The following is a 25,698-nucleotide window of genomic DNA, read 5'->3' as shown; positions in this document are numbered from 1 at the left end:
CTATTGCATGCCGCTCGCCGGCCTGACCCTTGCCGCCGCCGCTCACGCGGAAAACCAGTATTCGCTGTCCCTCGGCGGCGGGTTCGCGCCACGCTACCAGGGCAGCAATCAGTATCGCGGCGTGGTCGCGCCGTCGTTTTCCGCCACGTTCGGCAACGGCTTCTTCATCGACAGCACCCAGGGCGCCGGCTACCGGCTGGATCTGCCGCACGGCGTGTTCGTGTCGGCGGCCGTGAGCTACGACGCAGGCCGCGCGGACGAGAGCCGCTTCGACCTGCCGGGCTCCGACTACCTGAAGGGCATGGGCCGGATTCCGGGCTCGGTGCTCGTCGGCGTGCGTGCGGGCGTGACGCTGTTCAACGCGGCGGAACTGAGCGTCACGATCGACTCACCGGTGACGCATACGTCGCGCGGCGTATCGGGGCACATGGATCTCGCGGTGCCGGTGTTCAAGACCTCACAGCACGAGATCGTCGTGACGGGCACCGTGCATGCGGGTTCGGGACGCTATACGCAGACGTTCTACGGCGTGACCGATGCACAGTCGATGACGAGCCGGTTCCGGCCGTATTCGACGAGCGGCGGGATCGACAGCGCGTCGATGGCGGTCGCGTGGAACTGGACCCTGTCGCAGCACTGGTCGGTGCTCGCGACCGGCGGCGTCACGCGGCTGCTCGGCCGCTACGGCGACAGTCCGATCGTCCAGTCGCGCAGCAACTACTTCGGCATCGCGGGCGTGACCTACAAATTCTGAGCGGGTTGTCGCGGCATGCATGGACGGGCGCGATCGTCATGTACGCGCCGTCACGCGGGGCAGCGTGCGGTAACATGCAGGCGGCTCCGGCGCGCCGAATTGGCGTGGCCGGCGCGTGCGAGGCCGCGGTTCGCTTGCCGGCATCCGTCCGGAAACGGCGGGCGACGCGCGGCACCGATCATGCATGCAACGCTCGGTCGGCCAGGAACGCCGCACATGCTCCGCCGGGCGCGAAAGGGAGAAACCGATGAAGAAGACGATCGCGATGATGATGGCACTGGTTGCGAGCGCAACGTTTGCGGGATGTGCGGACATGAACGGAAACAACACGAACGCGGGCAGCGTGCCGGCGAATGGCGGGCAGGCGGGCGCGTCGCACGCATGCAAGGCGGACGCGGGGCCGGACGATGCGCTGGTCGGCAAGACCGAGGCCGATGCGGCGGCGCAACTGGACGGCTGCCTGTGGCGCGTGCTCGAGCGCGACGGCAAGGCGCTACCCGGCACGATGGATTACCGTGAGGAACGCCGCAATCTCGGCATTCGCGACGGCAAGGTGATCTGGGTGCGGCGCGGGTGATCGAGCGACACGACGATTCCGCAGCCGGAGTCGTCGACGTCGCGTTATCCGCGTGTGTATTTCAGGAAGAACGGCACGGCCGAACTGCAGTGGGCGGCATGAACGCGCCCAAATTGCCGCCGACCGTGGAGAAATGATCGCCGCGCAATGCGTGCGATCGCGTGCGTGTTACTTCGAGATGTACCACAGCGCATCCGTGCTGACGCGCGAAGGCTGAGCCGCGGGCGCCGGAACCGGCGCGGCGGGCGGCGTGTTCGACGTGACGGCGGTCGGCAGCGTGGCGGGAATATTCGCTGTCGACGGCGATGCCGCATTCGATCCCGATGCCGACGTCGACGGCGTGTTCAAATACCAGAGCGCATCGGTCGACGACGTGCGCTTTGCCGCCGTATTGGCCGCGGCATTCGTCCCCGCATCGGCGGACTTCTTCGAAGCAGCGGCCGCAGCCGTCGGCGAGCCTGCCGTTGCCGGACGCTGCGCCGCCGTACCGGCCTGCGCGGTCATCCCTGCAGCACCGGCCGCGCCACGCTGCGCGCGCGCCTCGAACGGCCCGAGCTGGAAGATTAACGTTTGCGCGGGACGCGTCAGAACGGCATACGGAAACTGCAACTCCCACGACATCAGCACGCGCCCGGCCGACGTCTCGGTGAAGATCGCCGGCACGTGCTTCATGTCGCTGAACTGCACGTAGATGCGCGCGCCGTCGTCGAACACCTGGGTCGGTTTTGCCTGGTCCGCACCCGTGACCGTCCATCCGAAGTTGTACGTGCCGGCCGGGCCGGCGGGGCCGCCCTGCGGCGGCGGGGCCGGCGACACCGTGCGTGCGCGCGTGACCGGCGGCGCGGACACGCTCAGGCTCGCGAACGGGTTGTACGCCTGTTGCTGTTGCGGCGGCGTAAAGGAGGGCGGAAGGATAGGCATGGGAGTATCCGGCGAATCCGGCATGGTCCGGATTGCATCATAGACCTTGCGCGCATACGCGAGGCGCTTGTCGGGCGACGCGGAGTTGTACGCGCCGATCGCGTTCCAGTTGGGACCGAGCTGGCGGATGTTCTGCGACAGGATCCACGCGCCGACATACGCGTTCGTGCACGGATCGAACAGGCTCTGCTGCGTGATGCCTTCGCGCGCGAGCGTCGGCAGCCACGTGCTGTTGATCTGCATCAGGCCGATGTCGACCGTGCCGTTTGTATTGGTGTTGACGGCATTCGGATTCATCCCCGACTCGACCTGCGCGATGCCGCGCATCAGGGCGACGCTCACGTGCTGGAACGCGGCCGCGTCGTCGAGGCAATCGGCCCGCGCGACGCCGTGCAGCGCGCACGACATGGCAATCGTCGAGGCGACTTTCAGCGTTTCGCGGCTGATCGAACGGGTGGTATGACGCGGCATGGCAGGATGGGGCGGAATCCGGCCGCCCGGTGCAAGGAAATTACGCGAGACGCGAAGTTTGCCATAGCGAGCAGACAAATGGCTCGCGTCAAACTTTCCTTTGCATTTGCCCATCAGTTCGCCACGCATTTTTATCGCGTCGGATCACCGGTTGCGGTGACGCTTGATCGGTAAAAATGGCCGGCATTCCGCGCGTATGCCGATGCAGTGAGGTATTCGGAAAACTGACGCATCGCGTCAGTTGCACCGGGAAAGCGGCGGTAAATGGAACAGGACGGAAATCGCCCGGTAATTTTGCGATCGGACCGATAAAGGCGATAAAAAGAGCGGCCGAAACCGCCGGGTAGATAAGCGCGGTTTTGACCGGCCGCGCGGCACGCCGTCCGGGTCCCGCGAAGTCATTGCGGCTTCGTCATGCATCCCGGTTCCGGTGCGCCGTCTGCGTGACCGACCGCGGCCGCCGCGCACCGAAACCCCGGCCGCCGATCCGCTTTTGTATATAATAATCATTCTCATTTACAAAATTGCCGACGCCTGCGCACCCCGGAACCCGGCCATGTCCGCTGATAAGCTGTCTCTCCATCGAGAAATCGACGCCCTCTATGTCGGCCACCACGCGTGGCTGCGCGGCTGGCTGAGCCGCAAGCTCGGTTGCGCGCACCGCGCGGCCGATCTGGCGCACGACACGTTCATGCGCCTGCTCGCGCGCGACGAGCCGATCGGCGCCGACGAGCCGCGCGCGTTCCTGACGACGGTCGCGCAGCGCGTGCTGAGCAACCACTGGCGGCGCGAGCAGATCGAGCGCGCGTATCTCGACGTGCTCGCGCAACGGCCCGAAGCGGTTGCGCCGTCGCCGGAAGAGCGGGCCGTCGTGCTCGAGACGCTGCTCGAAATCGACCGGCTGCTCGACGGGCTGCCGCTCGCGGCGAAGCGCGCGTTCCTGCTCGCGCAGCTCGACGGACTCACGCAGGCCGAGATCGCGCGCGAACTCGGCGTGTCGCTGGCGACGGTGAAGCGCTATCTCGTGAAGGCCGGCACGCAGTGCTTCTTCGCGAAGGCGGCCTGACCGATGGCCGCCCCGGGAGCGCCGGCGGTGCCGCCGCAGGTCGCGCGTCGCGCGGTCGAATGGTGGGTCGACCGGCAGGCCGGCCGCACGGACGACGCGTTCGCCGCCGCGCTCGCGCGCTGGCGCGCCGAGGATCCGGCGCACGATGCGGCCTGGCGTCATATCGAAGCGATGCAGGGCCGGTTCGGCCGGCTGACGGCCGGGCTCGACACGCAGGCCGCGCACGCGGCGCTGCTGCCGCCGCGTGCAAGCCGACGCCGCGCGGCCGTGAAGACGCTGGGCGTGCTGCTGTTCGCGGGCGGCGCCGCGTGGATGGCCGATCCGGTGCGGCGCGCGGCGATCTGGCCGGCCGACCTGCGCACGGCGGTCGGCGAGCGGCGCACGGTGACGCTCGCGGATCGCACGGTCGTCGTGCTCGATACCGACACGGCGCTCGACGTGCGCGTTGACGGCACGGCGCGCCGCCTGCGCCTGCTGCGCGGCACGATCATGGTGACGAGCGGCCACGACGATCGCGTGCCCGCGCGGCCGCTCGTCGTCGCGACCGCGCAAGGCGAGCTACAGCCGCTCGGCACGCGTTTCGCGGTGCGTCAGCGCGACGGCGCGACGCGCGTCGAGGTGTTCGCCGGCGCCGTGCGCGTGCAGCCGGCCGATGCGGCGGCCGGCACGCGCGTGATCGCGGCCGGCGAGGGCGCGTCGTTCACGCGCGACGCGATCGGCGCGTCGGCGCCGCTCGATGCGTATGCGTCCGCGTGGACGGGCGGCATGCTCGTCGCATCGCGCATGCGGCTGGCCGACCTCGTCGCCGAGCTCGATCGTTATCGCCGCGGCAGCCTGCGCTGCGATGCGGCCGTGGCCGACCTGCGCGTGTCGGGCACCTATCCGCTCGACGATCCGGCGCGCGTGCTCGACACGCTGAAGGCGACGCTGCCGATCGACGTCGACTACCTGACGCGCTACTGGGCGACGGTCGTGCCGGCCCGTTCGTGAGCGCGTCGAATTTTTTCTCGCCGACCTGAGCTGTTTCTCGATGTTCGCGTGACATGGGTAGTGAAAGCAGCACTGGCCCATCGTCCACCGACTCCCCGATCATGGTTTCCATCCGTCTCACGTATCGGCGCCGTCCGGCGCCCGCCCGTCATCTGCCGCGCGCATCGCGCCCGGCCGCGCCCGCCGCGCCGGGCCGCCTTGCGCGCCGGCTGGCCGGCGCCGTCCTGCTGTCGGCGCTGCTGCCGCTGCCCGCGCTGGCCGACACCGACGCCGATGCGACACCCGCCGCGCAGCGCGCGTCGCGTCGCGCGTTCGACATTCCGGCCGGCTCGCTCGAAGCGACGCTGAACCGGTTCGGGCGCGACGCGGGCATCCTGCTCGCGTTCCCGGCCGAGCTGACGGCCGGCCTGACGAGCGGCGGCGTGCACGGCCGGTTCGACGTCGATGGCGCGCTCGACCGCGTGCTGGCGGGCACCGGGCTCGTCGCGCTGCGCCAGCCGGGCGGCGGCTACACGCTGATGCGCACGAACGGCTCGGCCGCGCAGCCTGCGGCGACCGGCGCGGCAGCGGCCGCCGAGTTGCCGGCGATCAACGTGCGCAGCACCGCGCTGCGCGCCGAAAGCTACCGGCCGCCGAAGGAAGCGGGCGTGCTGCGCTCGGACATCCCGCTGCTCGACACCGCGCAGGCCGTCAACATCGTGCCCGCGCAGGTGCTGCGCGACCAGCGTCCGCGCAATCTCGACGACGCGCTCGGCAACGTGAGCGGCATCACGCAGGGCAACACGCTCGCAGGCACGCAGGACACGATCATGAAGCGCGGTTTCGGCGACAACCGCGACGGCTCGGTCATGCACAACGGCATGCCGATCGTGCAGGGGCGTTCGTTCAACGCGGCGGTCGACAGCGTCGAGGTGCTCAAGGGGCCGACGTCGCTGCTGTACGGGCTGATGGATCCGGGCGGTGTCGTCAATGTCGTCAGCAAGCAGCCGCAGCTCACGCGCTACAACGCGATCTCGCTCGGCGCGTCGACGTTCGGCCACGGCAAGAACGGCGGCAGCGCGACGTTCGACACGACAGGCCCGGTCGGCGATTCGCGGCTCGCGTACCGGCTGATCGTCGACCAGTCGAACGAGCAGTACTGGCGCAACTTCGGCGAATACCGGCAGACCTTCGTCGCACCTTCGCTCGCGTGGTACGGCCGCGATACGCAGGTCGTCGTGTCCTACGAATATCGCAAGTTCCATTCGCCGTTCGATCGCGGCACCGCGCTCGACCCGCGCACCAACGCGCCGCTCGACATTCCCGCGCGGCGGCGGATCGACGAGCCGTTCAACAACATGGACGGCGAATCGCATCTCGCGCAGCTGAGCGTCGATCACCAGTTCAACGCGGACTGGAGCGCGCATCTCGGCTACAGCTACAACCGCGAAACCTACGACGCGAACCAGTTGCGCACGACGGGCGTCGATCCGGTGAAGGGCACGCTGTCGCGCAGCAACGATGCGACGCACGGCTCGCTCAGCACCGACAGCTACGGCATCGCTTACGTGAACGGCAAGCTGACGCTCGCGGGCATGCGCCACGACGTGCAGTTCGGGCTCGACAGCGAGTACCGCCGCATCTATCGCAAGGACCTGCTGCGGCAGGCGGTGAAGACGCCGTTCAGCTATATCGACCCGGTGTACGGGCTGCTGCCGCCGTCGAGCACCGTGTCCGCGAGCGACAGCGATCAGACCGATACGCTGCACGATACGTCGGTGTTTCTCCAGGACAGCATCCACCTGACCGACAAGTGGATCGTGTCGGGCGGGATCCGCTACATCACCTACAACCAGGTCGCGGGGCGCGGCCGGCCGTTCAAGGCGAACACCGACCTCAGCGGCTCGAAGTGGCTGCCGCGCGCGGGCATCGTCTACAAGTGGACCGAGTCGTTCTCGCTGTACGGCAGCTATTCGCAATCGCTGAAACCGTCGTCGTCGATCGCGCCGATGGCATCGGGCTACGTGATCGACGGTGCGACGCCGCCCGAGGAGGCGACCGCGTGGGAGGTGGGCGGCAAGCTCGACCTGCCGGGCGGGATGACGGGCACGCTCGCGCTGTTCAACATCGACAAGAAGAACGTGCTCGTGTCGCAGTTCAACGACACGACGAAGCTGACCGACTGGCGCACGTCGGGCAAGGCGCGCTCGCGCGGCGTCGAGCTCGACCTGTCGGGCAAGATCGGCGAACGCGTGAACGTGATCGCGAGTTATGCGTACATCGATGCGAAGACGACCGAGGATCCGCTGTACGCGGGCAACCGGCTGTGGAACGTCGCGCGGCACACGGCGTCGCTCGCGGCCGTCTACGACGTCGGCACGCTGGTCGGCGGCGACGACCTGCGCATCGGCGCGGCGGCGCGCTACGTCGGCGCGCGGCCCGGCGATTCGGCGAACAGCTTCACGCTGCCGTCGTACGTGCTCGCCGATGCGTTCGCCACCTACGACACGCGGATCGGCAAGCAGAAGCTGTCGTTCCAGCTCAACGTGAAGAACCTGTTCAACCGCACGTATTACCCGTCGAGCGCGAACCGCTACTTCGTCGCGATCGGCGATGCGCGACAGGTGTCGCTGCTGACCACGCTGCAGTTCTGACCACGCAATCGCCGCGCGGCCGATCCGACGGCGCGCGGCTTCGGAGAAGCTCAAGATGAACCGGAAGATGAAGACCGGCGCCGTGCGCGCCATGGCCGCCGGCGCGCGGCGCCGCGTGTTGCGCGCGATCGCGGGCTCGGTGCTCGCGCTGGGCTTGGGCCTGGGCGCGGGGGTTCCCGCCACCGCGCTTGCAGCCGATGCGCCGCAGGCCGTCACGCGCGTCGCGATGCTCGTGCAACTGCGCGGCCCGAACCTGAAGGTCGACGAACGCATCGTCCAGCATCTCGGCGAGCGCGGTTACGCGGTGCGCCTGATCGACGAGTCGGCCACTCCCGAGGCGGCGCGCGATGCCGACCTGGTCGTGATTTCGTCGACGGTGTCGTCGAAGAACGTGCGGCCCGGCTGGCGCACGCTCGACAAGCCGCTCGTGACGTGGGAAAACGATCTGCTCGACGATCTCGCGATGACGGGCAAGCGTCACGACGTCGACTTCGGCGAAACGGGCAAGGAGCGCTACCTGTGGCTCGTCAACGCGCCGCATCCGATCTCGGCCGGGCTGCCGGCCGGCGCGACCAACGTGTACGGCAAGCAGGCGCCGATGAGCTGGGGCAAGCCGGGGCTCGGCGCGATCACGATCGCGACCGTGTACGGCCAACCCGACAAGGCCGCGATCTTCGCGTACGAGAAGGGCGCGACGATGGACTACGAAGCGCTCGCGCCGGCGCGCCGCGTGATGTTCTTCCTCGACAACGACACGTTCGTGAACCTGTCGCCGGCCGGCGTCGCGCTGTTCGACGCGGCCGTCGACTGGGCGGCCGGGCGGCGCTGATCCGCCACGGCAAGCGCGTCGCCGGGCGCGCGCGTCAGGCCGCCTGCGGTGGCGCGCGCCGCTGCGATGCGGCCTCGATCAACCGGGCCAGCATCTGCGCGGGTTCCGACATCGTGCGCCGCGCGCGATGCACGAGCCCGACGTCGCGGTGAAACGTGTGGTGCCCGAGGTCGAGCGCGCGCACGCCGGCCGGCCAGCGGCGATACACGGCGGTCTGCGGCACGATCGCGATGCCGACGCCGTTCTCGACCAGCTTGACGATCGCGTCGAGTTCGTCGAGTTCGCAGGTGTCGCGCACCGCAATGTGCATCTTTCGCAGGAAACGATCGACCTGACGGCCGCCGAACGATGCGCGGTCGTAGCGGACGAACGGCTCGCTCGCGAGCAGTTCGGCCCAGTCCTTGCCCTTCACGCCGCGCGGCACGATCAGCCGGAACGGTTCCTGCGCGAGCGTCGTCCAGTGCAGGTCGCTCTGCAGCGAAAACGGCGGCCGGATGATCGCGGCCATGTCGATTTCGCCCGCGTCGACCCGGTTGACCAGCTCGATCGACAGCCCCGGTATCACGCGCGTCCGGCAGCCGGGATGGCGGCGATGGAAATCGGCCAGCGCGGCCGGCAGCAGCGCGCTCTGCACCGACGCGATCGCGCCGATCGTCACGCGCACGGCGGCCGGCGAGCCGGGCGCGGTCGAGCTCAGGTTCTCGTACAGGCCGATCAGCGCCTGCGCCTGGTCGAGCACGTGATGGCCCATCTCGTTGAGACGGGCCGACCGGCCTTGCCGGTCGAACAGCGCGAAGCCGAGTTCGGCTTCGAGACGCTGCATCTGCGCGCTTACGGCCGCCTGCGTCAGCCCGATACGGTTGCCGGCCGCGGCGAACGTACCTTCCCGGGCGACGGCGACGAGGGTTTTCAGCTCGCGGATCATTCATCAATTCCGTTTGTGAATTGCAAAACTATATATTGATTTAATTTTTGCGTGGCGTTGTCTACCATGGTGCGATCCGCGCGCCATGCGCGTGTTTCTTCACGAGGCAACCATGAGTCTTTCCCCGTTTCACCTGGCGATTCCGGTCTACGATCTGGCGGCCGCGCGCGATTTCTACGGCCGTGTGTTCGGGCGGGAAGAGGGGCGTTCGAGCGCGCAATGGGTCGACTTCGACTTCTACGGGCACCAGCTCGTGATCCATGAGCATCCGAAGACCGCGTCGCAGGAAGGCGCGCATACGAATGCGGTCGACGGTCACGACGTGCCGGTGCCGCACTTCGGGATCGTGCTCGACTGGGCGAGCTGGGAAGCGCTGGCCGAGCGGCTGCGGTCGTTCGGCGTGACGTTCGTGATCGAGCCGTACGTGCGGTTCCAGGGGCAGGTCGGCGAACAGGCGACGATGTTCCTGTTCGATCCGTGCGGCAATGCGCTCGAGTTCAAGGCGTTCCGCGACATCGGCCAGCTGTTCGCGAAGTGACACGCGGGGCCGTCAGCGCCGATTGAAATTGGGTGCGAGAATGCGGCCTTCGGCCGGGCCGCGCGCACGCGCGCCGGCCGGTGCCGCGCCGCACGGCTTCCGTCCGTGCGCGCCGTTCTCCAAGGAACCCGTATGGACAGTCATATCGCTCCGGTGGAGCTGAAGAAAGCCTACCGTCTCCTCAACCACGGGCCGACCGTGCTCGTGTCGGCCCGCCACGACGGCGTCGACAACGTGATGGCCGCCGCCTGGGCGTGCGCGCTGGACTTCCTGCCGCCGAAGCTGACGGTCGTGCTCGACAAGTCCGCGAAGACGCGCGAGCTCGTCGAGCGCAGCGGCAGGTTCGTGATCCAGGTGCCGACGGCCGCGCAGCTGCAGCTCACGCACGCGGTCGGCAGCCACAGTCTCGCGGAGCGGCCCGACAAGCTGCGCGAAGCGGGCGTCACGCTGTTCGACGTCGACGGCCACGACCTGCCGTTCGTCGCAGGATGCTCGGGCTGGCTCGCGTGCAAGCTGATTCCCGAGCCGCACAACCAGCAGACCTACGATTTGTTCATCGGCGAAGTGGTCGGTGCGTGGTCCGACACGCGCGTGTTCCGCGACGGCCACTGGTATTTCGAATCGGCCGATCCCGCGCTGCGCAGCCTGCACTACATCGCGGGCGGCAATTTCTATGCGATCGGCGAATCGCTGCACGTCGATCCGGACGCGCCGTAAGCGTCACGCGATCTTCCGGTTCCGCTCAGGGCGCGCGGCTCACGCGCGCTTTTTCAATTCCGCCAGCATCGCTTCGGCGAATGCCTGCGCGACGCGCGGCAGCGTGCGTCCGCGCTTCGTGACGAGCGCGATCGGCCGCACGAACGCGGGATCGTCGATCGGCTTCGCGACCAGCTCGGGCTCGGCGCGCACCTCGCGCGCGGTCGCGGGCAGGATCGTCACGCCGAGGCCGCCGCGTACCATCGCGACGGCCGTCATCATGTAGGTCGGCTCGCACGCGATGTCGGGCGTGCAGCCGGCCGCTTTCAGCGCGGCGTCGACGACACTGCGCACGCTCGTGCCCTGCGCGGTGAGCACCAGCGGCACGCTGGCGACATCGGCGGTGGTCACGCGGCGCTTGCGCGCGAGCGGATGGTCTTTCGGGCACACGGCGACGAGCCGGTCGGCGCCCGCATACAGCACCTCCAGCGATGCATCGAACGCGTCGCCGCCCGTCAGCCCGAGATCGGCTTCCTCGTTGCGCACGAGCGCGGTGACGAGGCTCGCGACGCCGTCGCGGATCTCGAAGCCCGCACGCGGCACGTCGCGCCGGAACGACTGGATCAGCTCCGGCAGCACGCTGGACGCGAAGGTCGGCAAGCACGCGAGCCGCACCGTGCCGCTCGTGCCTTCGCCGAGCGCGCGCGCATCGCGCAGTACGCGTTCCATGTCGTCGAGCGAGCGCTGCAGCAGCGGCAGCAGCTCGCGCCCGGTCTGCGTGAGCGCGACGCTGCGGCTGTTGCGGTCGAACAGGCGCGCACCGACGATTTCCTCGAGCCGGCGGATCTGTACGGTCAGCGCCGGCTGCGACAGGTGCAGGCGCGCGGCCGCACGCGTGAAGTTGCCGGCGTGCGCGACGGTGACGAACGCGCGGATGTCGCGGAGATTCAGATCCATAACGATTCATGATTGCTTCGATCAAATCATTTCAATTGTGCTATCGCTGCGCCGACCTTACGCTCGTCTCCAACAAAAGACAAGGTAGGAGACACGGATGCTGCCGTTACTCGGGCTTGGCACGATCGTCGTGCTGCTGGCCGCGATTCTGTCGAAGCGGATGTCGCCGCTCGTCGCGCTGATCATCGTGCCGATCGCCGCGTCGCTGATCGGCGGCTTCGGGCTGCACACCAGCAAGTTCGTCATCGACGGGCTGAAGGGCCTCGCGCCCGTCGTCGGGATGTTCGTATTCGCGATCCTGTATTTCGGCACGATCACCGATGCCGGCACGCTCGACCCGATCATCGACCGCATCCTGCGCGCGGTCGGCACGCGGCCGACGCGCATCGTGATGGGCACGACGCTGCTCGCGCTGCTGATCCATCTCGACGGCTCGGGCGCCGTCTGTTTTCTCGTGACGATTCCGGCCGTGCTGCCGCTGTACGACCGGCTGAAGATGGACCGGCGCGTGCTGGCCGCCGCGGTGTCGATGGCCGCGGGCATCAACTTCCTGCCGTGGACGGGGCCGATGATCCGCGCGTCGGCGTCGCTGCACCTGCCGGTGTCGGCGCTGTTCAACCCGCTGATTCCGATCCAGGCGATCGGGCTCGTGTTCGTGTTCGGCGTCGCGTACTGGCTCGGGCGGCGCGAGGAGAAGCGGCTCGGCCTGTCGCGCGACGCTGCGTCCATTCCGCTGCCGAAGCGCGAGCTGACGCCCGACGAGCAGGCGCTGCGCCGGCCGCACCTGTTCTGGTTCAACCTCGTGCTGACGCTCGTCGTGCTCGGCACGATGGTCGTGATGGGCGAGAAGATCCCGCCCGCGATCATGTTCATGGTCGGGCTGTGCATCGCGCTGATGGTGAATTACCCGGACGTCGACATGCAGAGGAAGCGGATCGACGCGCATGCACGCGCCGCGCTGATGATGGCCGGCATCCTGCTCGCGGCCGGCGTGTTCACCGGGATCATGCAGGGCAGCGGGATGCTGAAGGCGATGGCGCAGGCGGCGGTCGGCTTCGTGCCGCCGTCGATGGCCGGCCACATCCCGGTGGTGCTCGGTTTCGCGTCGATGCCGCTCAGCATGCTGTTCGATCCCGATTCGTTCTACTTCGGCGTGCTGCCCGTGATCGCGGAGGTGGCCGGCCAGCTCGGCGTGCCGGCCGTGCAGGTCGGGCAGGCCGCGCTGCTCGGGCAGATGACGACCGGTTTTCCGGTCAGCCCGCTGACGCCCGCGACGTTCCTCGTCGTCGGCCTGTGCGGCATCGAGCTGGCCGAGCACCAGAAATTCACGTTCCCGCTGCTGTTCGGCGCCTCGATCGTGATGACGATCGCGTGCGTCGTGCTGGGCATTTTTTGATCTTTCCCGGCGGCGTAACCGCCGGACGACGGGATGGACATGACAGCAAAGCAACCTGAACGGCGCGTGCGCATCGGCGCGGGCGCCGGCTACTCGGGCGACCGGATCGAGCCCGCGGTCGAACTCGCCGAACACGGCCAGCTCGACTATCTCGTCTTCGAATGCCTGGCCGAGCGCACGATCGCGATCGCGCAGCAGGCGCGGCGCAAGGACCCGGCGCTCGGCTACGATCCACTGCTCGACGCGCGGATGCGCGCCGTGCTGCCGGTCGCCGTGCCGAAGGGCGTGCGCATCGTGTCGAACATGGGCGCGGCGAACCCGCGTGCGGCCGCGCAACGTACCGCGCAGATTGCGCAATCGCTCGGCATCGCGGGGCTGAAGGTCGCGGCGGTCGAAGGCGACGACGTGCTCGACGTCGTGCTGCGCGGCGCGTTCCGTTTCGAGGAATCGGGCGACGAAGTCGCCGCGTATCGCGACCACATCGTGTCCGCGAACGCGTACCTCGGCGCCGCGCCGATCGTCGACGCGCTCGCGGCCGGCGCGGACGTCGTGCTGACCGGGCGCGTCGCCGATCCGTCGCTGTTCGCCGCGCCGCTGATTCACGCGTTCGGCTGGCGAATGGACGACTGGGACACGCTCGGGCAGGCGACGGTCGTCGGCCATCTGCTCGAATGCGCGGGGCAGGTGACGGGCGGTTATTTCGCCGATCCCGGCTACAAGGACGTGCCGAACCTCGCACGGCTCGGGTTCCCGATCGGCGAAGTCGCGGCTGACGGCGCCGTCGTGATCACGAAGGTGCCGCACGCGGGCGGCCGCGTGAGCGCGGCGACCTGCAAGGAACAATTGCTTTACGAGATTCACGATCCGGCGCGCTACCTGCAGCCCGACGTCGTCGCGGATTTCACGCGGGTCGCGGTCGCCGAAGAGGCGACGGATCGTGTGCGCGTGACGGGCGGGCGCGGTAGCGTGCGGCCCGATACGCTGAAGGTGTCGGTGGCTTATGTCGACGGCTATATCGGCGAAGGCCAGATCTCGTACGGCGGCCCGGGCGCACTGGAGCGCGCGCGTCTCGCGCTCGACATCGTCCGCGAGCGGCTGGCGCTGACCGGCGTCGCCGCGACCGAATTGCGCTTCGACCTGATCGGCGTCGATTCGCTGTATGGCGACGCGACGCCGGCCGTGCGCGGCGAGCCGGCCGAGGTGCGGGTGCGGGTGGCCGGCCGCGCGGCGAGCGCCGGTGAAGCGGCGCGGATCGGCAATGAAGTCGAGACGCTTTATACGAACGGGCCGGCCGGCGGCGGCGGCGCGTTCAAGTCGACGCGCGAGGTGATCGCCGTGCAGTCGGTGCTGCTGCCGCGCGCGGCCGTGACGCCGTCGTTTTCATTCGTGGAGGCATGATGCAACTGCGTGAACTCGCGCATGCGCGCACCGGCGACAAGGGCAATACGCTGAACGTATCGGTCATCTGCCGCGATCCGCGACATTACGACCATCTGCGCGCGCATCTGGATGCGGATGCGGTGAAGGCATGGCTCGCGGGCATCGTGCACGGCGACGTCGTGCGTTACGAGTTGCCGGCGCTCGCCGCGTTCAATTTCGTGCTGCGCGACGCGCTCGGCGGCGGCGTGACGCGCTCGCTTGCGCTCGATGCGCACGGCAAGTCGGTCAGTTCGGCGCTGCTGGCGATCGACGTGCCCGACCCGGCGTGACGAACGGCGTCGACGCCAGGAGCCGGGCAGGCGCTTATGGAATCAGCAGTTCGCGGCGTCCGTCCGCGTGCTCGATGCGTTCGCCGGCGAGGTGCAGGCGCTGATCCTTTCGATAGTCGTAGACCGCGCGCGACGCGGCGATCTGGTCGAGATCGAGTTCGACCGCGTGACGCGATTCGGTGTTGCCGGCTTCGAAGATCACGTTGCCGAACGGATCGACCGCGAGGCTGCCGCCCGCGAACACGACGTCGTGCGCGCTGTCGCCGACGCGGTTGGCGACCACCGCGAACACCTGGTTCTCCATCGCGCGCGCCGATGCCGACGTGCGGTGGACATAGCGGTACGGCTCCATGTTGCCGTCGGTCACGAGGATCAGCTGCGCGCCGAGCGCGGCGAGTGCGCGGCCGGTTTCCGGGAATTCGCTGTCGTAGCAGATCAGCAGGCCGATCCGCACGCCGCGCCATTCGACGGTCGCGTAACGATCGCCGGGCAGCACGACGCCGTGCTCGCTCACCCACAGATGCGTCTTGCGATAGCGCAGCGCGATGCCGTCCGGCGTGACGAACACGGTCGTGTTGTAGAAGCGCCCGCCATCGTTCTCGATCAGACCGACCACGACGGCGACGTCGCGCGCCCGCGCGGCCGCGATGACCGCAGCGATGCTCGGGCCGTCGAGCGGCTCGGCCACTTCGGCGAGATTGGACGGATCGAGGAAGCCGGTGAGCTGCGCTTCCGGAAACATCACGATGTCGGTGCCGGGCGCGCAGGTCGCGATCGCATCCAGCGTGCGCTGCAGGTTGTAGTGCGTGTCGCCGTCGCGGCCGGCGAGCTGGACGATGTCGAGCTTCAGTTTCATGGGCGAATTCGGTGGCAGTGGCCCGTCGCGGCACGCGGCGGAGCGGTTGGAAACAGGGCCTAGTATGCGCCGATCACTGCGGTTTCCTATCCCGCTGACGCGTTAACCCGTCGGGGGTATTGAACTCGCGACAGTCGCACGTCCTGGCGCGCGATGCGCGCGTCGAAGCCGTGATGCGGCGGCGCCCCGCATCACGCATCGGTCTGCGCCTTCAGGAACAGCGAAAACAGCTCCGACTGCGAATTGATCGCGAGCTTCGCGTAGATGTTGCGCCGGTGCACCTTGACCGTTTCCGCCGAAATCGCCAGCTTGTTCGCGACTTCCTTGTTCGAGCGGCCGCTCAGGATCAGCCGGATCACGTCGAGCTCGCGCGCGGTGAGCGGCGTGCCGAGCCGCGCCATCGCGTGCTCGAAGCCGTCCTGCGCGCCGGCACCGGCCCGGCGCGGCGGTGCGGGTTCGGCGGGCGTGCGCTCGTACGCGAGACGCTGGCGCATCAGTCCGGCCACCCAGGGGCGCACCAGGTCGAGCAAGGCGACCTGTTCCGGGCTGAAACGCCGCTTGCTGCCGAGCGACAGGCACAGCGTGCGCGTGTCGTCGAGCACGACGTTGAACTGCACCTCGTCCTCGACGACGTTGTGCGTGAAATAGAGCGTGTAGTACTCGGTGTCGCGAAAGCACTCGGGCGCGACGTCGGACAGCCGGAACAGGCCGCTCTTCGGCGCGTCGCGGTTCGCGATGTAGAACGGGTCCAGCAGGTACAGGCCCTGCACGTAGTCGCGGTACAGCGGGTCGGGGCCGCCGCCTTCGTACGGGCATTCGGCGAACACCTGCGGGCGGTCGTCGCCGAACATCAGCGCGACCCAGCTGTCGACCTCGACGTATTCCTCGATCAGCCGGATCAGCGACAGCCAGAAGCCCGGCTGGTCGAGCGACTCGATGAGCCGTCCGACCGACCGGTGCCATGCGACGTCCTGCAACGTGAGGTTCATGCGTGTGTCCGTGTCGGGCCGGCCGATGCGTTTGCGATGCCGCGCGGTGCGTGTACGCTACGGGCTCGCGGGCACGTTTCCGCACGCGCGGCAGGGGCCGCGCGCATCACCGGATCCTGGAATGAAGAACGAGATCGTAACGCCGGCCGGCGCGAATGGCGAGGCCGTGCGGCGGCGCCGGTTCGCGGCCGTCGCCGCGCGCGTCGCGCTGGCGTGTCTGGGCGCGGTGGCTGCGCAGCCGGCCGTCGCCGCGCCGCCGGCGTCATGCAGCGAGCAATTGACGCAGCTGATCGTGCCGGCGCTGCGGCAGACCGCGATGGACCGGCGTGCGATCCGTGCCGACGTGGACGAGCGTGATGGCGACGTCTACCGCGTCCGCCTGTTCGTCACGCCCGATCATCCGGGCACGCCCAACCAGGAGGCGACGATCGGCTGGGTGACGCTCGATACGCATGCGATGCGCGCGCTCGACATCACGCGCGATCCCGACCGGCCGGACGTGCTGGCGATCGACCGGCGCGCGCTGTCGCGCTTCGTGTCGGCGTGTGCGGCGCCGGCCACGCCGGCCGCGCCCGCGCACAGCGCCGTCGATTGCGACGCGCTGAACCGCCGCGCGCAAGCGCAGGGCGATGTCGTGATGGGCAGCGACGCGGGGCGCGTCGTGACCGGCAAGGGGCGTCTGCCGTTCTTTTCCGCGCCGGACGACGCCTGCCGGATCGACGGGCTGTTCATCGTCGAGCACGACCGCGTCGATGCGCGGGCCGAATACGGCCGTTTCACGTCGGTCGTCTATCTGAATTCGCGCACGCGCGGCAGCGCCGAAGGGTGGGTGCAAACCGCACGCCTGAAGCCGGACGGCACCGGCATCGCGCCCCGGCAACCCTGATCGCGTGCACCGGTTACCACCCGCCGCACGCCGTGCCAATCCAACCGAATCGAACCACGTCATGACTGTCCCGCACCGGAACAAACGTCTCAAGCCGATTGCGGCTTCGCTCGCCGTACTTGGCGCGCTCGCGGTGCTCACGGCACTTTCCGCGTTGTCGCCCGTCTACGCGGCCGATTCGATCCCTGCCGACCGTCAGCTGCAGACGTTCATTCACGACAGCTACGGCAAGTGGCGCGCGGATCGCAAGGGCTGGCAGGCGGACGCCGACGATTTCATCTATGCGCCGTGCGGATCGCTGCGCGTGGCGACTGCGGACGGCCCGCGCACGCTGCTCGCGATGTGCGGTGAAACCGAAGCAGCCGTGCAGAACGGGATGCCAGGGATGGATTCGGACGGCACGGCCGGCACAATCGACCTGTACGTGCTGAAGCCGGCGGCGGACGGCAAGACGCTCGAGCCGGTCGTGAAGAAAACCGGCATCGAATCGGGCAAGCGCGGCGAACCGGGCACGGTGCGCATCGAGCGGCTCGGCCCGCATCTGTTCGGGTTCGTCATCGGCGACGGGATCACGCTGCAGGGCTACACGCAGGCGAGCCGGTCGATCTGGTTGCCGCTCGGCAATGGGATCGTCGAGGCGGCGCCGCGCATCAACGAGACGCTCGACAATGCGGGATCGCTCGATTGCGGGAACGCGAAGTCGCATTGCGAGAGCCGCACGTTCACGATCGTGCCCGACACGACAGGCACCGGCGACGTTTATCCGCTGACGGTCACGGAAACGGGCACGCGCGGCGACAAGGACCTCCACGCGCGCTACACGGTGAAGTTCGATGCGTCGCGCGGCCGCTACATCGTGCCGAAGGCGCTGCGCGAAGGGTATTGAGCGTTCGCGCGCGGGAACGGGCGGCGTTGCGCCGCCCGCGCATCACACGTACAGGTAGCGCACGAGGTGGAAGAACACGGGCGCGGCGAAGCAGATCGAGTCGACGCGATCGAGCATGCCGCCGTGGCCCGCGATCATCGAGCCCCAGTCCTTCGTGCCGAGCGAGCGCTTGACGGCCGACAGCACGAGCCCGCCGACGAAACCCGCGATCACGATCGCGAGCGAGATCCCGAACGCCGCGCCGAAGCTGAACGGCGTCACGCGATACAGCGACGCGCCGCACAGCGTCGCGAGCAGGCCGCCGCCGATGAAGCCTTCGATCGTCTTCGACGGCGATAGCTGCGGCGCGATCTTGCGGCGTCCGAACAGCTTGCCGACGACGTACTGCAGCACGTCGCTGATCTGCACGACGACCAGGAAGAAGAACAGCAGCAGCGCGTTCTGCCCGGTGTAGTGCGGAATGTCGAGGATCAGCACGGCCGGCGCGTGGCTCAGCCCGTACACGCACACCATCAGCGCCCAGTTGATCTTCGCGTTGCGGCTCAGGAATTCGCGCGTGTCCTGCGTGAGCGCGGACACGAGCGACATCGCGAAGAACAGGTGCACGGGCACGAAGATCGAATACATCCCGTACCAGTTGATCCCGAGCAGCAGGTACTGCACGGGGATCGCGACGAAGAATGCGATGAAGAGCGTCGTATGGTCGCTTGCGGTCGTCGGCGTGAGCGTGATGAATTCGCGCAGCGTCAGGTACGACAGCAGCGCGAACACGAAATACGTGACGTTGTTGCCGAGGCCGATCGCGATGGCCATGATCGCGATCATCGCCCACCACGCGCGGATGCGCTGGTTCAGGTTGACGATGGTCGAGCTCGTGCCGCCGCTGCGCGCGCCGAGGATCGCACCGATCACGGTGGCGACGACGAGCACGCCCGTGACGCCCGCGACCAGTTCCCAGAAGAGAGTTCGCATGGAGATATCCGGAAAAGGAAAGGAGGGCGCCGCGTTCAGCCGGCCGGCCGCTGCGGCGGCGCGAGCGCGACGACCGCGTCGTGCATGCGGGCGAGGAACGTCGGTTTTTCTTCCTGGTCGCCGAGCGCTTCGTTCGCGCCGAAGTGCACCTTGCAGATCAGCGGCACGGGCCAGATCGCGCCCTTCGGCATGATGCGCTGCAGGTTCTCGAGGTAGACGGGCGCGAGCGCGACGTTCGGGAACTCGGTCGCGAGATGGAACAGCCCGCTCTTGAACGGCTGCGGAAGCACGTCGGCGCCGCGCGTGCCTTCCGGGAAGATGATGATCGAGTGGCCTTGCCGCAGCGCGTCGCGCACGGGTTCGAGCGGGTCGCCGCCGGACTCACGGTGGCGGTCGATCAGCACGACGTTCAGCAGTTTCTGCGCGATGTGGCGCTTCATGTCGCTGCTGTCCCAGTAGTCGCGCGCGGCGACCGGCCGCACGACCGCGCGCACGTTGCGCGGCAGCGCGGCGAGGATCGCGAGCGTGTCGATGTGGCTCGTATGGTTCGAGAAGTAGATCTTCTGCGTCGGTGACGGCGGCGCCTGATGCCAGACCGGATACGCGCCGGCGACAAGCCGCACGATGGACAGCAGGAAGTCGCGCTGCCAGACGTTGAGAATGTTCATCGGCGCTGCGCCTCCTGCCTGCGTGCCCGGCCGCATGTGCGGCGGGTGGGGCCCCGGAATGCCGGCGCGGCAGGATGCGCGCCGGACGGCCCTTGTTTAAATTTTTTCAAATTCGTGGCTGCCTGTCGCAGGTCCGCGATAATCGGACGGTTCGCCGTCACACGCTGTTGCGTCGCGGCGAATGCGCCGGTCGGCGGCGGGATAATCGGCTGTTGCACGAGTGCCCGTTTGCAGTTCGAATGGATCTCGCTGCGATCGGGCCAGCGGATTATCGCGAGTTTCCGTAAAAAACGCCAGATTGGCGCCACGGGTGCATGCTTGACGCATCGGGGCCACTCGGCGACGATGAGGGCCTTCCATTGAAGGCCGACGAAGGCCGTTTCGCCGCCCGGAGCAGGGTGGCGGGAAACGTGTCCGACTGTGCCGCGCGAATAATACGAATACGAAACGATGAGCCTCTACGCACTCAAACCCAAATTCCAGGACCGTCTGCGCCCGTTCGCGAATTCGCTCGCCGAGCGCGGCGTCACCGCCAACCAGGTCACGCTGTTCGCGGCCGGCGGCTCGATCGTCGTCGGCGCGCTCGCCGGGCTCGGCGTGTTCGCCCGCGCGCTGTTCCTGCTGATTCCGCTGTGGCTGTTCGCGCGGATGGCGCTCAACGCGATCGACGGGATGCTCGCGCGCGAGCACGGGCAGAAGAGCACGCTCGGCGCCTACCTGAACGAGCTGGGCGACATCGTGTCCGATGTCGCGCTCGTGCTGCCGTTCCTCGCGATTTCCGCGTTCGCTCCGGCGGACGTCTGGCTGTTCGCGCTGACGGCGGTCATCGTCGAATGCGCGGGGCTGATCGGACCGCTCGTCGGCGCGAGCCGTCGTTACGACGGCCCGTTCGGCAAGAGCGACCGCGCGCTGGCCCTGGGCGCGTTCGCGCTGTGGATCGGCTTCGGTTTGCCGGTCGGCAGCGTCGCCGCGTGGCTGTGGCGCCTGCTGATCGTGCTGTCGATCGTCACGGTGGTGCGGCGCGTGCAGGCCGGCATCGCCGAAAAGGGCGGTTGACCGACGAGGCGCCGGAGGGCGGCGCCACATGATTCGAATAACGAAACGAGAGAGATCGCATGAGCGCACGCACGGCCCGTGAGGCCGACTTCATCACGCACGACGGCGAAACGCTGTTCTATCGTCACTGGCCCGCAACCGGCCCGCGCTGCCGCAGCGCCATCGTGCTGCTGCATCGCGGCCACGAGCATTCGGCGCGCGTCGCGCACCTCGTCGACGAGCTCGACCTGCCCGATTTCGCGTTTTTCGCGTGGGATGCGCGCGGCCACGGCCGCTCGCCCGGCGCGCGCGGCTACAGCCCGAGCGCGGCCGCGTCGGTGCGCGACCTGCAGACCTTCGTCGAGCATATCCGCGACACGCACGGCATCGCGATCGAGGACATGGCCGTGGTTGCCCAGAGCGTCGGCGCGGTGCTCGCGGCCAGCTGGGCGCACGACTACGCGCCCCCGATCCGCTGCCTCGTCGTCGCGTCGCCGGCCTTCCACATCAAGCTCTACGTGCCGTTCGCGCGGCCTGGCCTGCGGTTGATGCACAAGCTGCGCGGGCTGTTCTACGTGAACAGCTACGTGAAGCCGAAATTCCTCACGCACGACCCCGAGCGGATCGCGAGCTACGCGTCCGATCCGCTGATCACGCGGCCGATCGCGGTCAACATGCTGCTCGACCTGCACGACACCGCGAAGCGGATCGTCGCCGACGCGGCCGCGATCACCGTGCCGACGCAACTGCTGATCTCGGGCGCCGACTGGGTCGTGCATCGCGGCCCGCAGGACCGCTTCTTCGAACGGCTCGGCGCGGCGCGCAAGGAGCGCATCGTGCTGCCGGGCTTCTATCACGACACGCTCGGCGAGCGCGACCGCGCGCAGGCGCTCGCACCGCTGCGCGCCTTCGTGCTGCGCGAGTTCGATGCGCCGAGCCCGCGCGTGTCGCTCGCTGATGCCGACCGGCGCGGCGCGTTCCACGACGAATACGCGGCGCTCGGCCGGCCTCCCGCGAACGTGTTCGCGCGCGCTTACTGGGCGCTCACACGGGCCGGCCTGAAGGCCGGCGGCGCGCTGTCGGACGGCATCGCGCTCGGGCTGCGGCTCGGCTTCGATTCGGGCTCGACGCTCGACTATGTGTATCGCAACCGCGCGCAGGGCCGGCTCGGCGTCGGCGCGCTGATCGATCGCACGTATCTCGATTCGCCGGGCTGGATCGGTATCCGCCAGCGCAAGGTGCATCTGCAGGAACTGATCGGAACGGCGATCGGCCGCCTGCGCGGCCACGGCACGCCGGTGCGGATCGTCGATATCGCGGCTGGGCACGGGCGCTACGTGCTCGACGCGATCGCGACGGCCGCCGAGCGCGACGGCGCGGCGCCCGACGACATCACGCTGCGCGACTACAGCCCGCCGAACGTCGAGGCCGGACGCGTGCTGATCGCGCAGCGCGGCCTGGAGCCGATCGCGCGCTTCGAGCGCGGCGACGCGTTCGACGAAGCGTCGCTCGCGACGCTCGAGCCGCGTCCGACGCTGGCGATCGTATCGGGCCTGTACGAACTGTTCGGCGAGAACGCGCTGATCGAGCGCTCGCTGCGCGGGCTCGCACAGGCCGTACCGCCGGGCGGTTATCTCGTCTATACGGGGCAGCCGTGGCATCCGCAGCTCGAATTCATCGCGCGGGCGCTGAACAATCACCGCGGCGAGGCGACCTGGGTGATGCGCCGCCGCTCGCAGGCGGAGATGGACGAACTCGTCGCGCGTGCGGGCTTCCGCAAGCTCGACCAGCGGATCGATGAAATGGGCATCTTCACGGTCAGTCTCGCGCAGCGGGTCGACGCGTCATGAGCGAGTTCGGCGGCGACGCACGCGGCCTGGCGGCGCAGGCGTCGGCGGCCGGCGCGCGCGACGCGTCGTTCGCGTTGCGCTTCGGCTGGCTCGCGGTGATGGGCGCCGTGTTCTTCTCGACGTACGGCTTCGCGAACTGGCTCGCCGCGCGCCGCGCAGCGGTGCCGACGTTCGCGTTCGGCTGGGAGCATGCGATCCCGTTCGTCCCGTGGACGATCGTGCCGTACTGGTCGATCGACCTGCTGTATGCGCTGTCGTTTTTCTTCTGGACGCGCCGCGCCGATCTGCTCGATCACGTGAAGCGGCTGCTGACCGTGCAACTGGTGTCGGTTGTGTGCTTCATCGCGTGGCCGCTGCGCTTCGGTTTCGAGCGGCCCGACGCGGGCGGCGTGGCCGGCGCGCTGTTCACGCTGCTGATGGGCTTCGACAAGCCGTTCAACCAGGCGCCGTCGCTGCACATCGGGCTGCTCGTCGTCCTGTGGGCCGTTTATTCGAAGCATCTGCGCGGCACGGCCGTGCGCGTCGTGCTGCATCTGTGGTTCGCGGCGATCGGCGTGTCGGTGCTGACGACCTACCAGCATCACGCGATCGACGTGCCGACCGGTGCGGCCGTCGGCTGTCTCGCGTTGTTCCTGTTTCCGTTGCGCGATGCCGCGGGCCGGTTGCCGGGCGCCGATGCGTCGCCGGGCGCGGCCGGCCGCGCGCTCGCGCGTCGTTATGCGCTCGGCGCGGCGCTGGTCGCGCTCGTGGCGCTGTGGTGCGTGCCGCGCGCGCCGGGCTGGGCGCTGGCGGCGGGGTGGGTCGCGCTGGCGCTCGCGTGCGTCGCGTGGATCTACCGGCGCGGCGCGCCCGGCGCCTTCCAGAAGGATGCGCACGGGCGTTTCCCGGTCGTCATCCGCTGGCTGCTCGCGCCGACGATCGCCGGCGCATTCGTCAATTCGCGGCTGTGGACGTTCCGGCAGCCGGCGCCCGTGCGGATCGACGAGCGCGTGTCGATCGGCCGTACGCCGACGACGCGCGACGTGCGGCGCCACGGCTTCACGGCGCTGGTCGACCTGACCGCCGAGATGCCGCGCTGGGCGGCGGCCGATGCGTCGTTTGCCTATGCGGCCGTGCCGCAGCTCGATCTCGTTGCGCCGACCGCGGCGCAGCTCGCGCAGGCCGTCGCGGCGCTCGAGCGCCTGCACGGGGAAGGGCGCGACGTGCTGGTCTGCTGCGCGCTCGGCTACGGGCGCAGCGTGCTGTGCGCGGCCGCGTGGCTCGCGGCACGGCGCGGGCTGGGCGATGCGCGCGACGCGCTTGCCGCCGTGCGCGCGGTGCGGCCTCACGCGGTGTGGTCGGACGACGGCGTGGCCGTGCTGCAGCACTGGATCAATCGCCGTCGCGGCGCGGGAGGCGGGTGATGCGCGATCCGTCCGCGCCATTCAGGATTGCCGCCGCGCGCGGCGCGCTCGACGCGGGTGCGTGGGCGATCGCGGCCGCGCTGGCCGCGGCGGGCGCGGGCTGGTGGATCGCGGCGGGCTGGGCGCCGGCGTCGATCGCCCGCGTGCTGCTGGCCGTCGTCAGCACGGGGTCGGGGATCGCCGCGCTGTGGTACGCGGTGCGCATCGAGATCGACCGCCGGTTGTTCGCCGCGCTCGCGCGGGCGGCCTCCGGTGATGCGTCGGTCGACGACGAACTCGCGGCGCTCGACCGCGCGCTCGCCGATCTCGGCTGGATCGATGCAGGGAAGGCCGGGCGCGCGCTCGACGCGCGTGTGCGCGGCGCGGTCGGGCTGTGCCGGGCCGGCGTGCTCGTCGCGATCGTGCAGTGGCTCGTGGTCGGGCTGGCGATCGCGATGCCGCAGGTCGGCTAACGCCGCTTCACGCGATGATCGGGCGGGCCTGTTCGGCTGCGCCCGCAGCGGACCGCCTTCGGGCCGGCGTTACGCAGGCGTCCTGCGTTGCGATCGCGACCGCTTCGCTTCGTACATCGCCTGATCCGCATGCTCGATCAGCGCGTTCATGTCGGTGCCGTCGTCGGGCAGCATCGCGATCCCGACGCTGACGCCGAGCCGCAGCGGCTGTCCCTCGAATTCGAACGGTTCGCCGACCTGCCGCGCGAGCCGCGTGCTTTGCGCATGCGCGTCGTCGCGATTGCCGATGTTCGGCAGGAGCACCGCGAATTCGTCGCCGCCGACGCGCGCGACCGTATCCGAGCGCCGCACCGCACCCTGCATCCGCGCGGCGATCTCGCGCAGCGCGGCGTCGCCCGCGCGGTGGCCGAAACCGTCGTTGATCGGCTTCAGCCCGTCCATGTCGATGTTGAGAATGCCGAGCCGGCCGTTCGCGCGCAGCGCCGTATGCATCGACTGACGCAGGCGGTCGTAGAACAGCGCGCGGTTCGGTAGGCCGGTGAGCGCGTCGTGCGTCGCGCGCAGGTACAGCTCGTTCGCCTCGTTGCGCGCCGCGTGGAACATCGCTGCGGCGATCAGCTCGGCCGTCAACCGCAGCGTGCCGGCGTCAGCTTGCGAGAAACCGTCGACGTCCGGCGACATCACCTTCAGCACACCGACCGTCGTCTCCGCATGCGTGAGCGGCATCACGAGCATCGAGCGCAGGCCGACCCGGCGGCACGCGTCGCGGTCGACGCGCGGGTCGATTTCCGAATCGCTGCAGTGCAGCAACTCGCCTTGCTGCACACACAGGCCCGACAGGCTGCCCGAGCGGCGCAGCCGCAGCCCGAGCATCCCGGCCGCGGTGCCCGACGCGGCGCGGTACACCATGTCGTCGCCTTCGGCGAACTCGACCGCGGCGGCGCTCGCGCCGGTCAGCTGCGGCACTTGTTCGGCCACATAGGCCATCACGCTGCCGAGGTCGAGGCCGAGCTTTGCGATTTCGGTTTGCACCGCGATGATGCGCAGCAGCGTGTCGGCGGACGGGGTGGCGGTGTTGGCGATTTGATCCAAGTCAGTTTTCTCGCGAAGAAAGATCATCGGGCGGCGCGGGAGTGCGGTAGCATACGCGCCGCCCCGCGGCAGCGCCTTGCGGGCGGTCTGCAACGGACCGCCGCCGGCATGCCGGCCCGGCCGGCCGCGCCGGCAGTATGCCGTTCG

26 protein-coding genes are annotated in these 25,698 nt (G+C 69.0%); 17 read left to right on the top strand and 9 right to left on the bottom strand.

Going from position 1 to position 25,698, the window contains the following annotated elements:
• Window positions 1–7 precede the first annotated feature (7 nt).
• Both VL15_RS06920 and VL15_RS06915 read left to right on the top strand, forming a co-directional pair.
• Entirely contained in the window at window positions 8–754 is a 747-nt protein-coding gene (locus VL15_RS06920; RefSeq protein WP_048244245.1) for a MipA/OmpV family protein, read from the top strand.
• Between the two features lie 247 nt (window positions 755–1,001).
• Complete coding sequence (locus tag VL15_RS06915; protein WP_048244387.1) at window positions 1,002–1,331, top strand: hypothetical protein; 330 nt, start codon at window positions 1,002–1,004, stop codon at window positions 1,329–1,331.
• A gap of 168 nt (window positions 1,332–1,499) precedes the next feature.
• Here the strand turns inward: VL15_RS06915 and VL15_RS06910 are convergent, their stop codons facing one another.
• Window positions 1,500–2,723 (bottom strand): transglycosylase SLT domain-containing protein, encoded by a 1,224-nt coding sequence (locus VL15_RS06910; protein ID WP_048244244.1) that lies wholly within the window; start codon window positions 2,721–2,723, stop codon window positions 1,500–1,502.
• 556 nt (window positions 2,724–3,279) lie between these two features.
• Here VL15_RS06910 and VL15_RS06905 point away from each other — a divergent pair.
• Genes VL15_RS06905 through VL15_RS06890 form a run of 4 tightly spaced genes read left to right on the top strand, consistent with a single transcriptional unit; the run spans window position 3,280 to window position 8,241 of the window.
• Window positions 3,280–3,789 carry a sigma-70 family RNA polymerase sigma factor gene (locus VL15_RS06905; protein WP_048244243.1) on the top strand — a complete coding sequence of 170 codons (510 nt, stop codon included), beginning with the start codon at window positions 3,280–3,282 and terminating at the stop codon, window positions 3,787–3,789.
• 3 nt (window positions 3,790–3,792) lie between these two features.
• Window positions 3,793–4,779, top strand: coding sequence for a FecR domain-containing protein (locus VL15_RS06900; RefSeq protein ID WP_048244242.1), 987 nt, complete (start codon window positions 3,793–3,795; stop codon window positions 4,777–4,779).
• Between the two features lie 53 nt (window positions 4,780–4,832).
• Window positions 4,833–7,412: a TonB-dependent siderophore receptor gene (locus VL15_RS06895; RefSeq protein WP_048244241.1), complete on the top strand. Its 2,580-nt coding sequence runs from the start codon at window positions 4,833–4,835 to the stop codon at window positions 7,410–7,412.
• Between the two features lie 55 nt (window positions 7,413–7,467).
• Window positions 7,468–8,241 (top strand): hypothetical protein, encoded by a 774-nt coding sequence (locus VL15_RS06890; RefSeq protein ID WP_048244239.1) that lies wholly within the window; start codon window positions 7,468–7,470, stop codon window positions 8,239–8,241.
• A gap of 34 nt (window positions 8,242–8,275) precedes the next feature.
• Here VL15_RS06890 and VL15_RS06885 read toward each other — a convergent pair whose 3' ends face one another.
• A complete protein-coding gene (locus tag VL15_RS06885; RefSeq protein WP_048244237.1) occupies window positions 8,276–9,166 on the bottom strand; it encodes a LysR family transcriptional regulator in 891 nt (296 codons plus the stop codon).
• A 112-nt stretch (window positions 9,167–9,278) separates the two neighbouring features.
• On the opposite strand from VL15_RS06885, the gene VL15_RS06880 reads away from it, so the two are divergent.
• Together VL15_RS06880 and VL15_RS06875 are read left to right on the top strand one after the other, a co-directional pair.
• The gene (locus VL15_RS06880) at window positions 9,279–9,704 is read left to right on the top strand and encodes a VOC family protein (protein WP_048244235.1); all 426 of its coding nucleotides are present in this window, start codon (window positions 9,279–9,281) and stop codon (window positions 9,702–9,704) included.
• A 132-nt stretch (window positions 9,705–9,836) separates the two neighbouring features.
• On the top strand, window positions 9,837–10,421 hold the full coding sequence (locus VL15_RS06875) for a flavin reductase family protein (RefSeq protein ID WP_048244233.1): 585 nt from the start codon (window positions 9,837–9,839) through the stop codon (window positions 10,419–10,421).
• A 39-nt stretch (window positions 10,422–10,460) separates the two neighbouring features.
• On the opposite strand, the gene VL15_RS06870 is transcribed toward VL15_RS06875, so the two are convergent.
• On the bottom strand, window positions 10,461–11,357 hold the full coding sequence (locus VL15_RS06870) for a LysR family transcriptional regulator (protein WP_048244231.1): 897 nt from the start codon (window positions 11,355–11,357) through the stop codon (window positions 10,461–10,463).
• Window positions 11,358–11,454: 97 nt separating this feature from the next.
• Between VL15_RS06870 and VL15_RS06865 the strand changes: the two genes are divergently transcribed.
• Genes VL15_RS06865 through VL15_RS06855 form a run of 3 tightly spaced genes read left to right on the top strand, consistent with a single transcriptional unit; the run spans window position 11,455 to window position 14,462 of the window.
• Window positions 11,455–12,753 (top strand): CitMHS family transporter, encoded by a 1,299-nt coding sequence (locus tag VL15_RS06865; RefSeq protein WP_048244229.1) that lies wholly within the window; start codon window positions 11,455–11,457, stop codon window positions 12,751–12,753.
• A gap of 39 nt (window positions 12,754–12,792) precedes the next feature.
• Window positions 12,793–14,151, top strand: a complete 1,359-nt coding sequence (locus tag VL15_RS06860; protein WP_048244385.1) for an acyclic terpene utilization AtuA family protein — start codon at window positions 12,793–12,795, stop codon at window positions 14,149–14,151.
• Window positions 14,151–14,462: a hypothetical protein gene (locus VL15_RS06855; RefSeq protein ID WP_048244228.1), complete on the top strand. Its 312-nt coding sequence runs from the start codon at window positions 14,151–14,153 to the stop codon at window positions 14,460–14,462. The genes VL15_RS06860 and VL15_RS06855 overlap by 1 nt, the downstream gene beginning before the upstream one ends.
• Before the next feature lie 34 nt (window positions 14,463–14,496).
• Here VL15_RS06855 and VL15_RS06850 read toward each other — a convergent pair whose 3' ends face one another.
• Both VL15_RS06850 and VL15_RS06845 read right to left on the bottom strand, forming a co-directional pair.
• Complete coding sequence (locus VL15_RS06850; RefSeq protein WP_048244227.1) at window positions 14,497–15,318, bottom strand: carbon-nitrogen hydrolase family protein; 822 nt, start codon at window positions 15,316–15,318, stop codon at window positions 14,497–14,499.
• A 191-nt stretch (window positions 15,319–15,509) separates the two neighbouring features.
• A complete protein-coding gene (locus VL15_RS06845) occupies window positions 15,510–16,307 on the bottom strand; it encodes a response regulator transcription factor (RefSeq protein ID WP_048244226.1) in 798 nt (265 codons plus the stop codon).
• 121 nt (window positions 16,308–16,428) lie between these two features.
• On the opposite strand from VL15_RS06845, the gene VL15_RS06840 reads away from it, so the two are divergent.
• Window positions 16,429–17,193, top strand: coding sequence for a hypothetical protein (locus VL15_RS06840; RefSeq protein ID WP_196319548.1), 765 nt, complete (start codon window positions 16,429–16,431; stop codon window positions 17,191–17,193).
• A gap of 61 nt (window positions 17,194–17,254) precedes the next feature.
• Window positions 17,255–18,079, top strand: a complete 825-nt coding sequence (locus VL15_RS06835) for a hypothetical protein (RefSeq protein WP_048244225.1) — start codon at window positions 17,255–17,257, stop codon at window positions 18,077–18,079.
• Between the two features lie 42 nt (window positions 18,080–18,121).
• On the opposite strand, the gene VL15_RS06830 is transcribed toward VL15_RS06835, so the two are convergent.
• The 3 genes from VL15_RS06830 to VL15_RS43095 form a co-directional block, all read right to left on the bottom strand.
• The gene (locus VL15_RS06830) at window positions 18,122–19,051 is read right to left on the bottom strand and encodes a phosphatidate cytidylyltransferase (protein ID WP_048244224.1); all 930 of its coding nucleotides are present in this window, start codon (window positions 19,049–19,051) and stop codon (window positions 18,122–18,124) included.
• Between the two features lie 35 nt (window positions 19,052–19,086).
• On the bottom strand, window positions 19,087–19,719 hold the full coding sequence (locus VL15_RS06825) for a lysophospholipid acyltransferase family protein (RefSeq protein ID WP_048244222.1): 633 nt from the start codon (window positions 19,717–19,719) through the stop codon (window positions 19,087–19,089).
• Between the two features lie 96 nt (window positions 19,720–19,815).
• Window positions 19,816–20,046, bottom strand: a complete 231-nt coding sequence (locus tag VL15_RS43095; RefSeq protein WP_230684360.1) for a hypothetical protein — start codon at window positions 20,044–20,046, stop codon at window positions 19,816–19,818.
• A gap of 123 nt (window positions 20,047–20,169) precedes the next feature.
• Here VL15_RS43095 and VL15_RS06820 point away from each other — a divergent pair, with 123 nt between their 5' ends.
• Genes VL15_RS06820 through VL15_RS06805 form a run of 4 tightly spaced genes read left to right on the top strand, consistent with a single transcriptional unit; the run spans window position 20,170 to window position 24,459 of the window.
• Window positions 20,170–20,775: a CDP-alcohol phosphatidyltransferase family protein gene (locus VL15_RS06820; protein ID WP_048244220.1), complete on the top strand. Its 606-nt coding sequence runs from the start codon at window positions 20,170–20,172 to the stop codon at window positions 20,773–20,775.
• 59 nt (window positions 20,776–20,834) lie between these two features.
• Entirely contained in the window at window positions 20,835–22,604 is a 1,770-nt protein-coding gene (locus tag VL15_RS06815) for a bifunctional alpha/beta hydrolase/class I SAM-dependent methyltransferase (protein WP_048244218.1), read from the top strand.
• Window positions 22,601–24,007, top strand: coding sequence for a phosphatase PAP2/dual specificity phosphatase family protein (locus tag VL15_RS06810; RefSeq protein ID WP_048244217.1), 1,407 nt, complete (start codon window positions 22,601–22,603; stop codon window positions 24,005–24,007). The genes VL15_RS06815 and VL15_RS06810 overlap by 4 nt, the downstream gene beginning before the upstream one ends.
• Window positions 24,007–24,459, top strand: coding sequence for a hypothetical protein (locus tag VL15_RS06805; RefSeq protein ID WP_048244215.1), 453 nt, complete (start codon window positions 24,007–24,009; stop codon window positions 24,457–24,459). The genes VL15_RS06810 and VL15_RS06805 overlap by 1 nt, the downstream gene beginning before the upstream one ends.
• Before the next feature lie 69 nt (window positions 24,460–24,528).
• Here the strand turns inward: VL15_RS06805 and VL15_RS06800 are convergent, their stop codons facing one another.
• The gene (locus VL15_RS06800; RefSeq protein ID WP_048244381.1) at window positions 24,529–25,551 is read right to left on the bottom strand and encodes a sensor domain-containing diguanylate cyclase; all 1,023 of its coding nucleotides are present in this window, start codon (window positions 25,549–25,551) and stop codon (window positions 24,529–24,531) included.
• Window positions 25,552–25,698: the final 147 nt, after the last annotated feature.

The organism is Burkholderia cepacia (genome assembly GCF_001039005.1).
In the GTDB taxonomy this organism is placed as follows: Bacteria; Pseudomonadota; Gammaproteobacteria; order Burkholderiales; family Burkholderiaceae; genus Burkholderia; species Burkholderia theae.
Note: the sequence above shows the minus strand (reverse complement) of the source record. Positions and strands in the feature narration are given on the sequence as shown.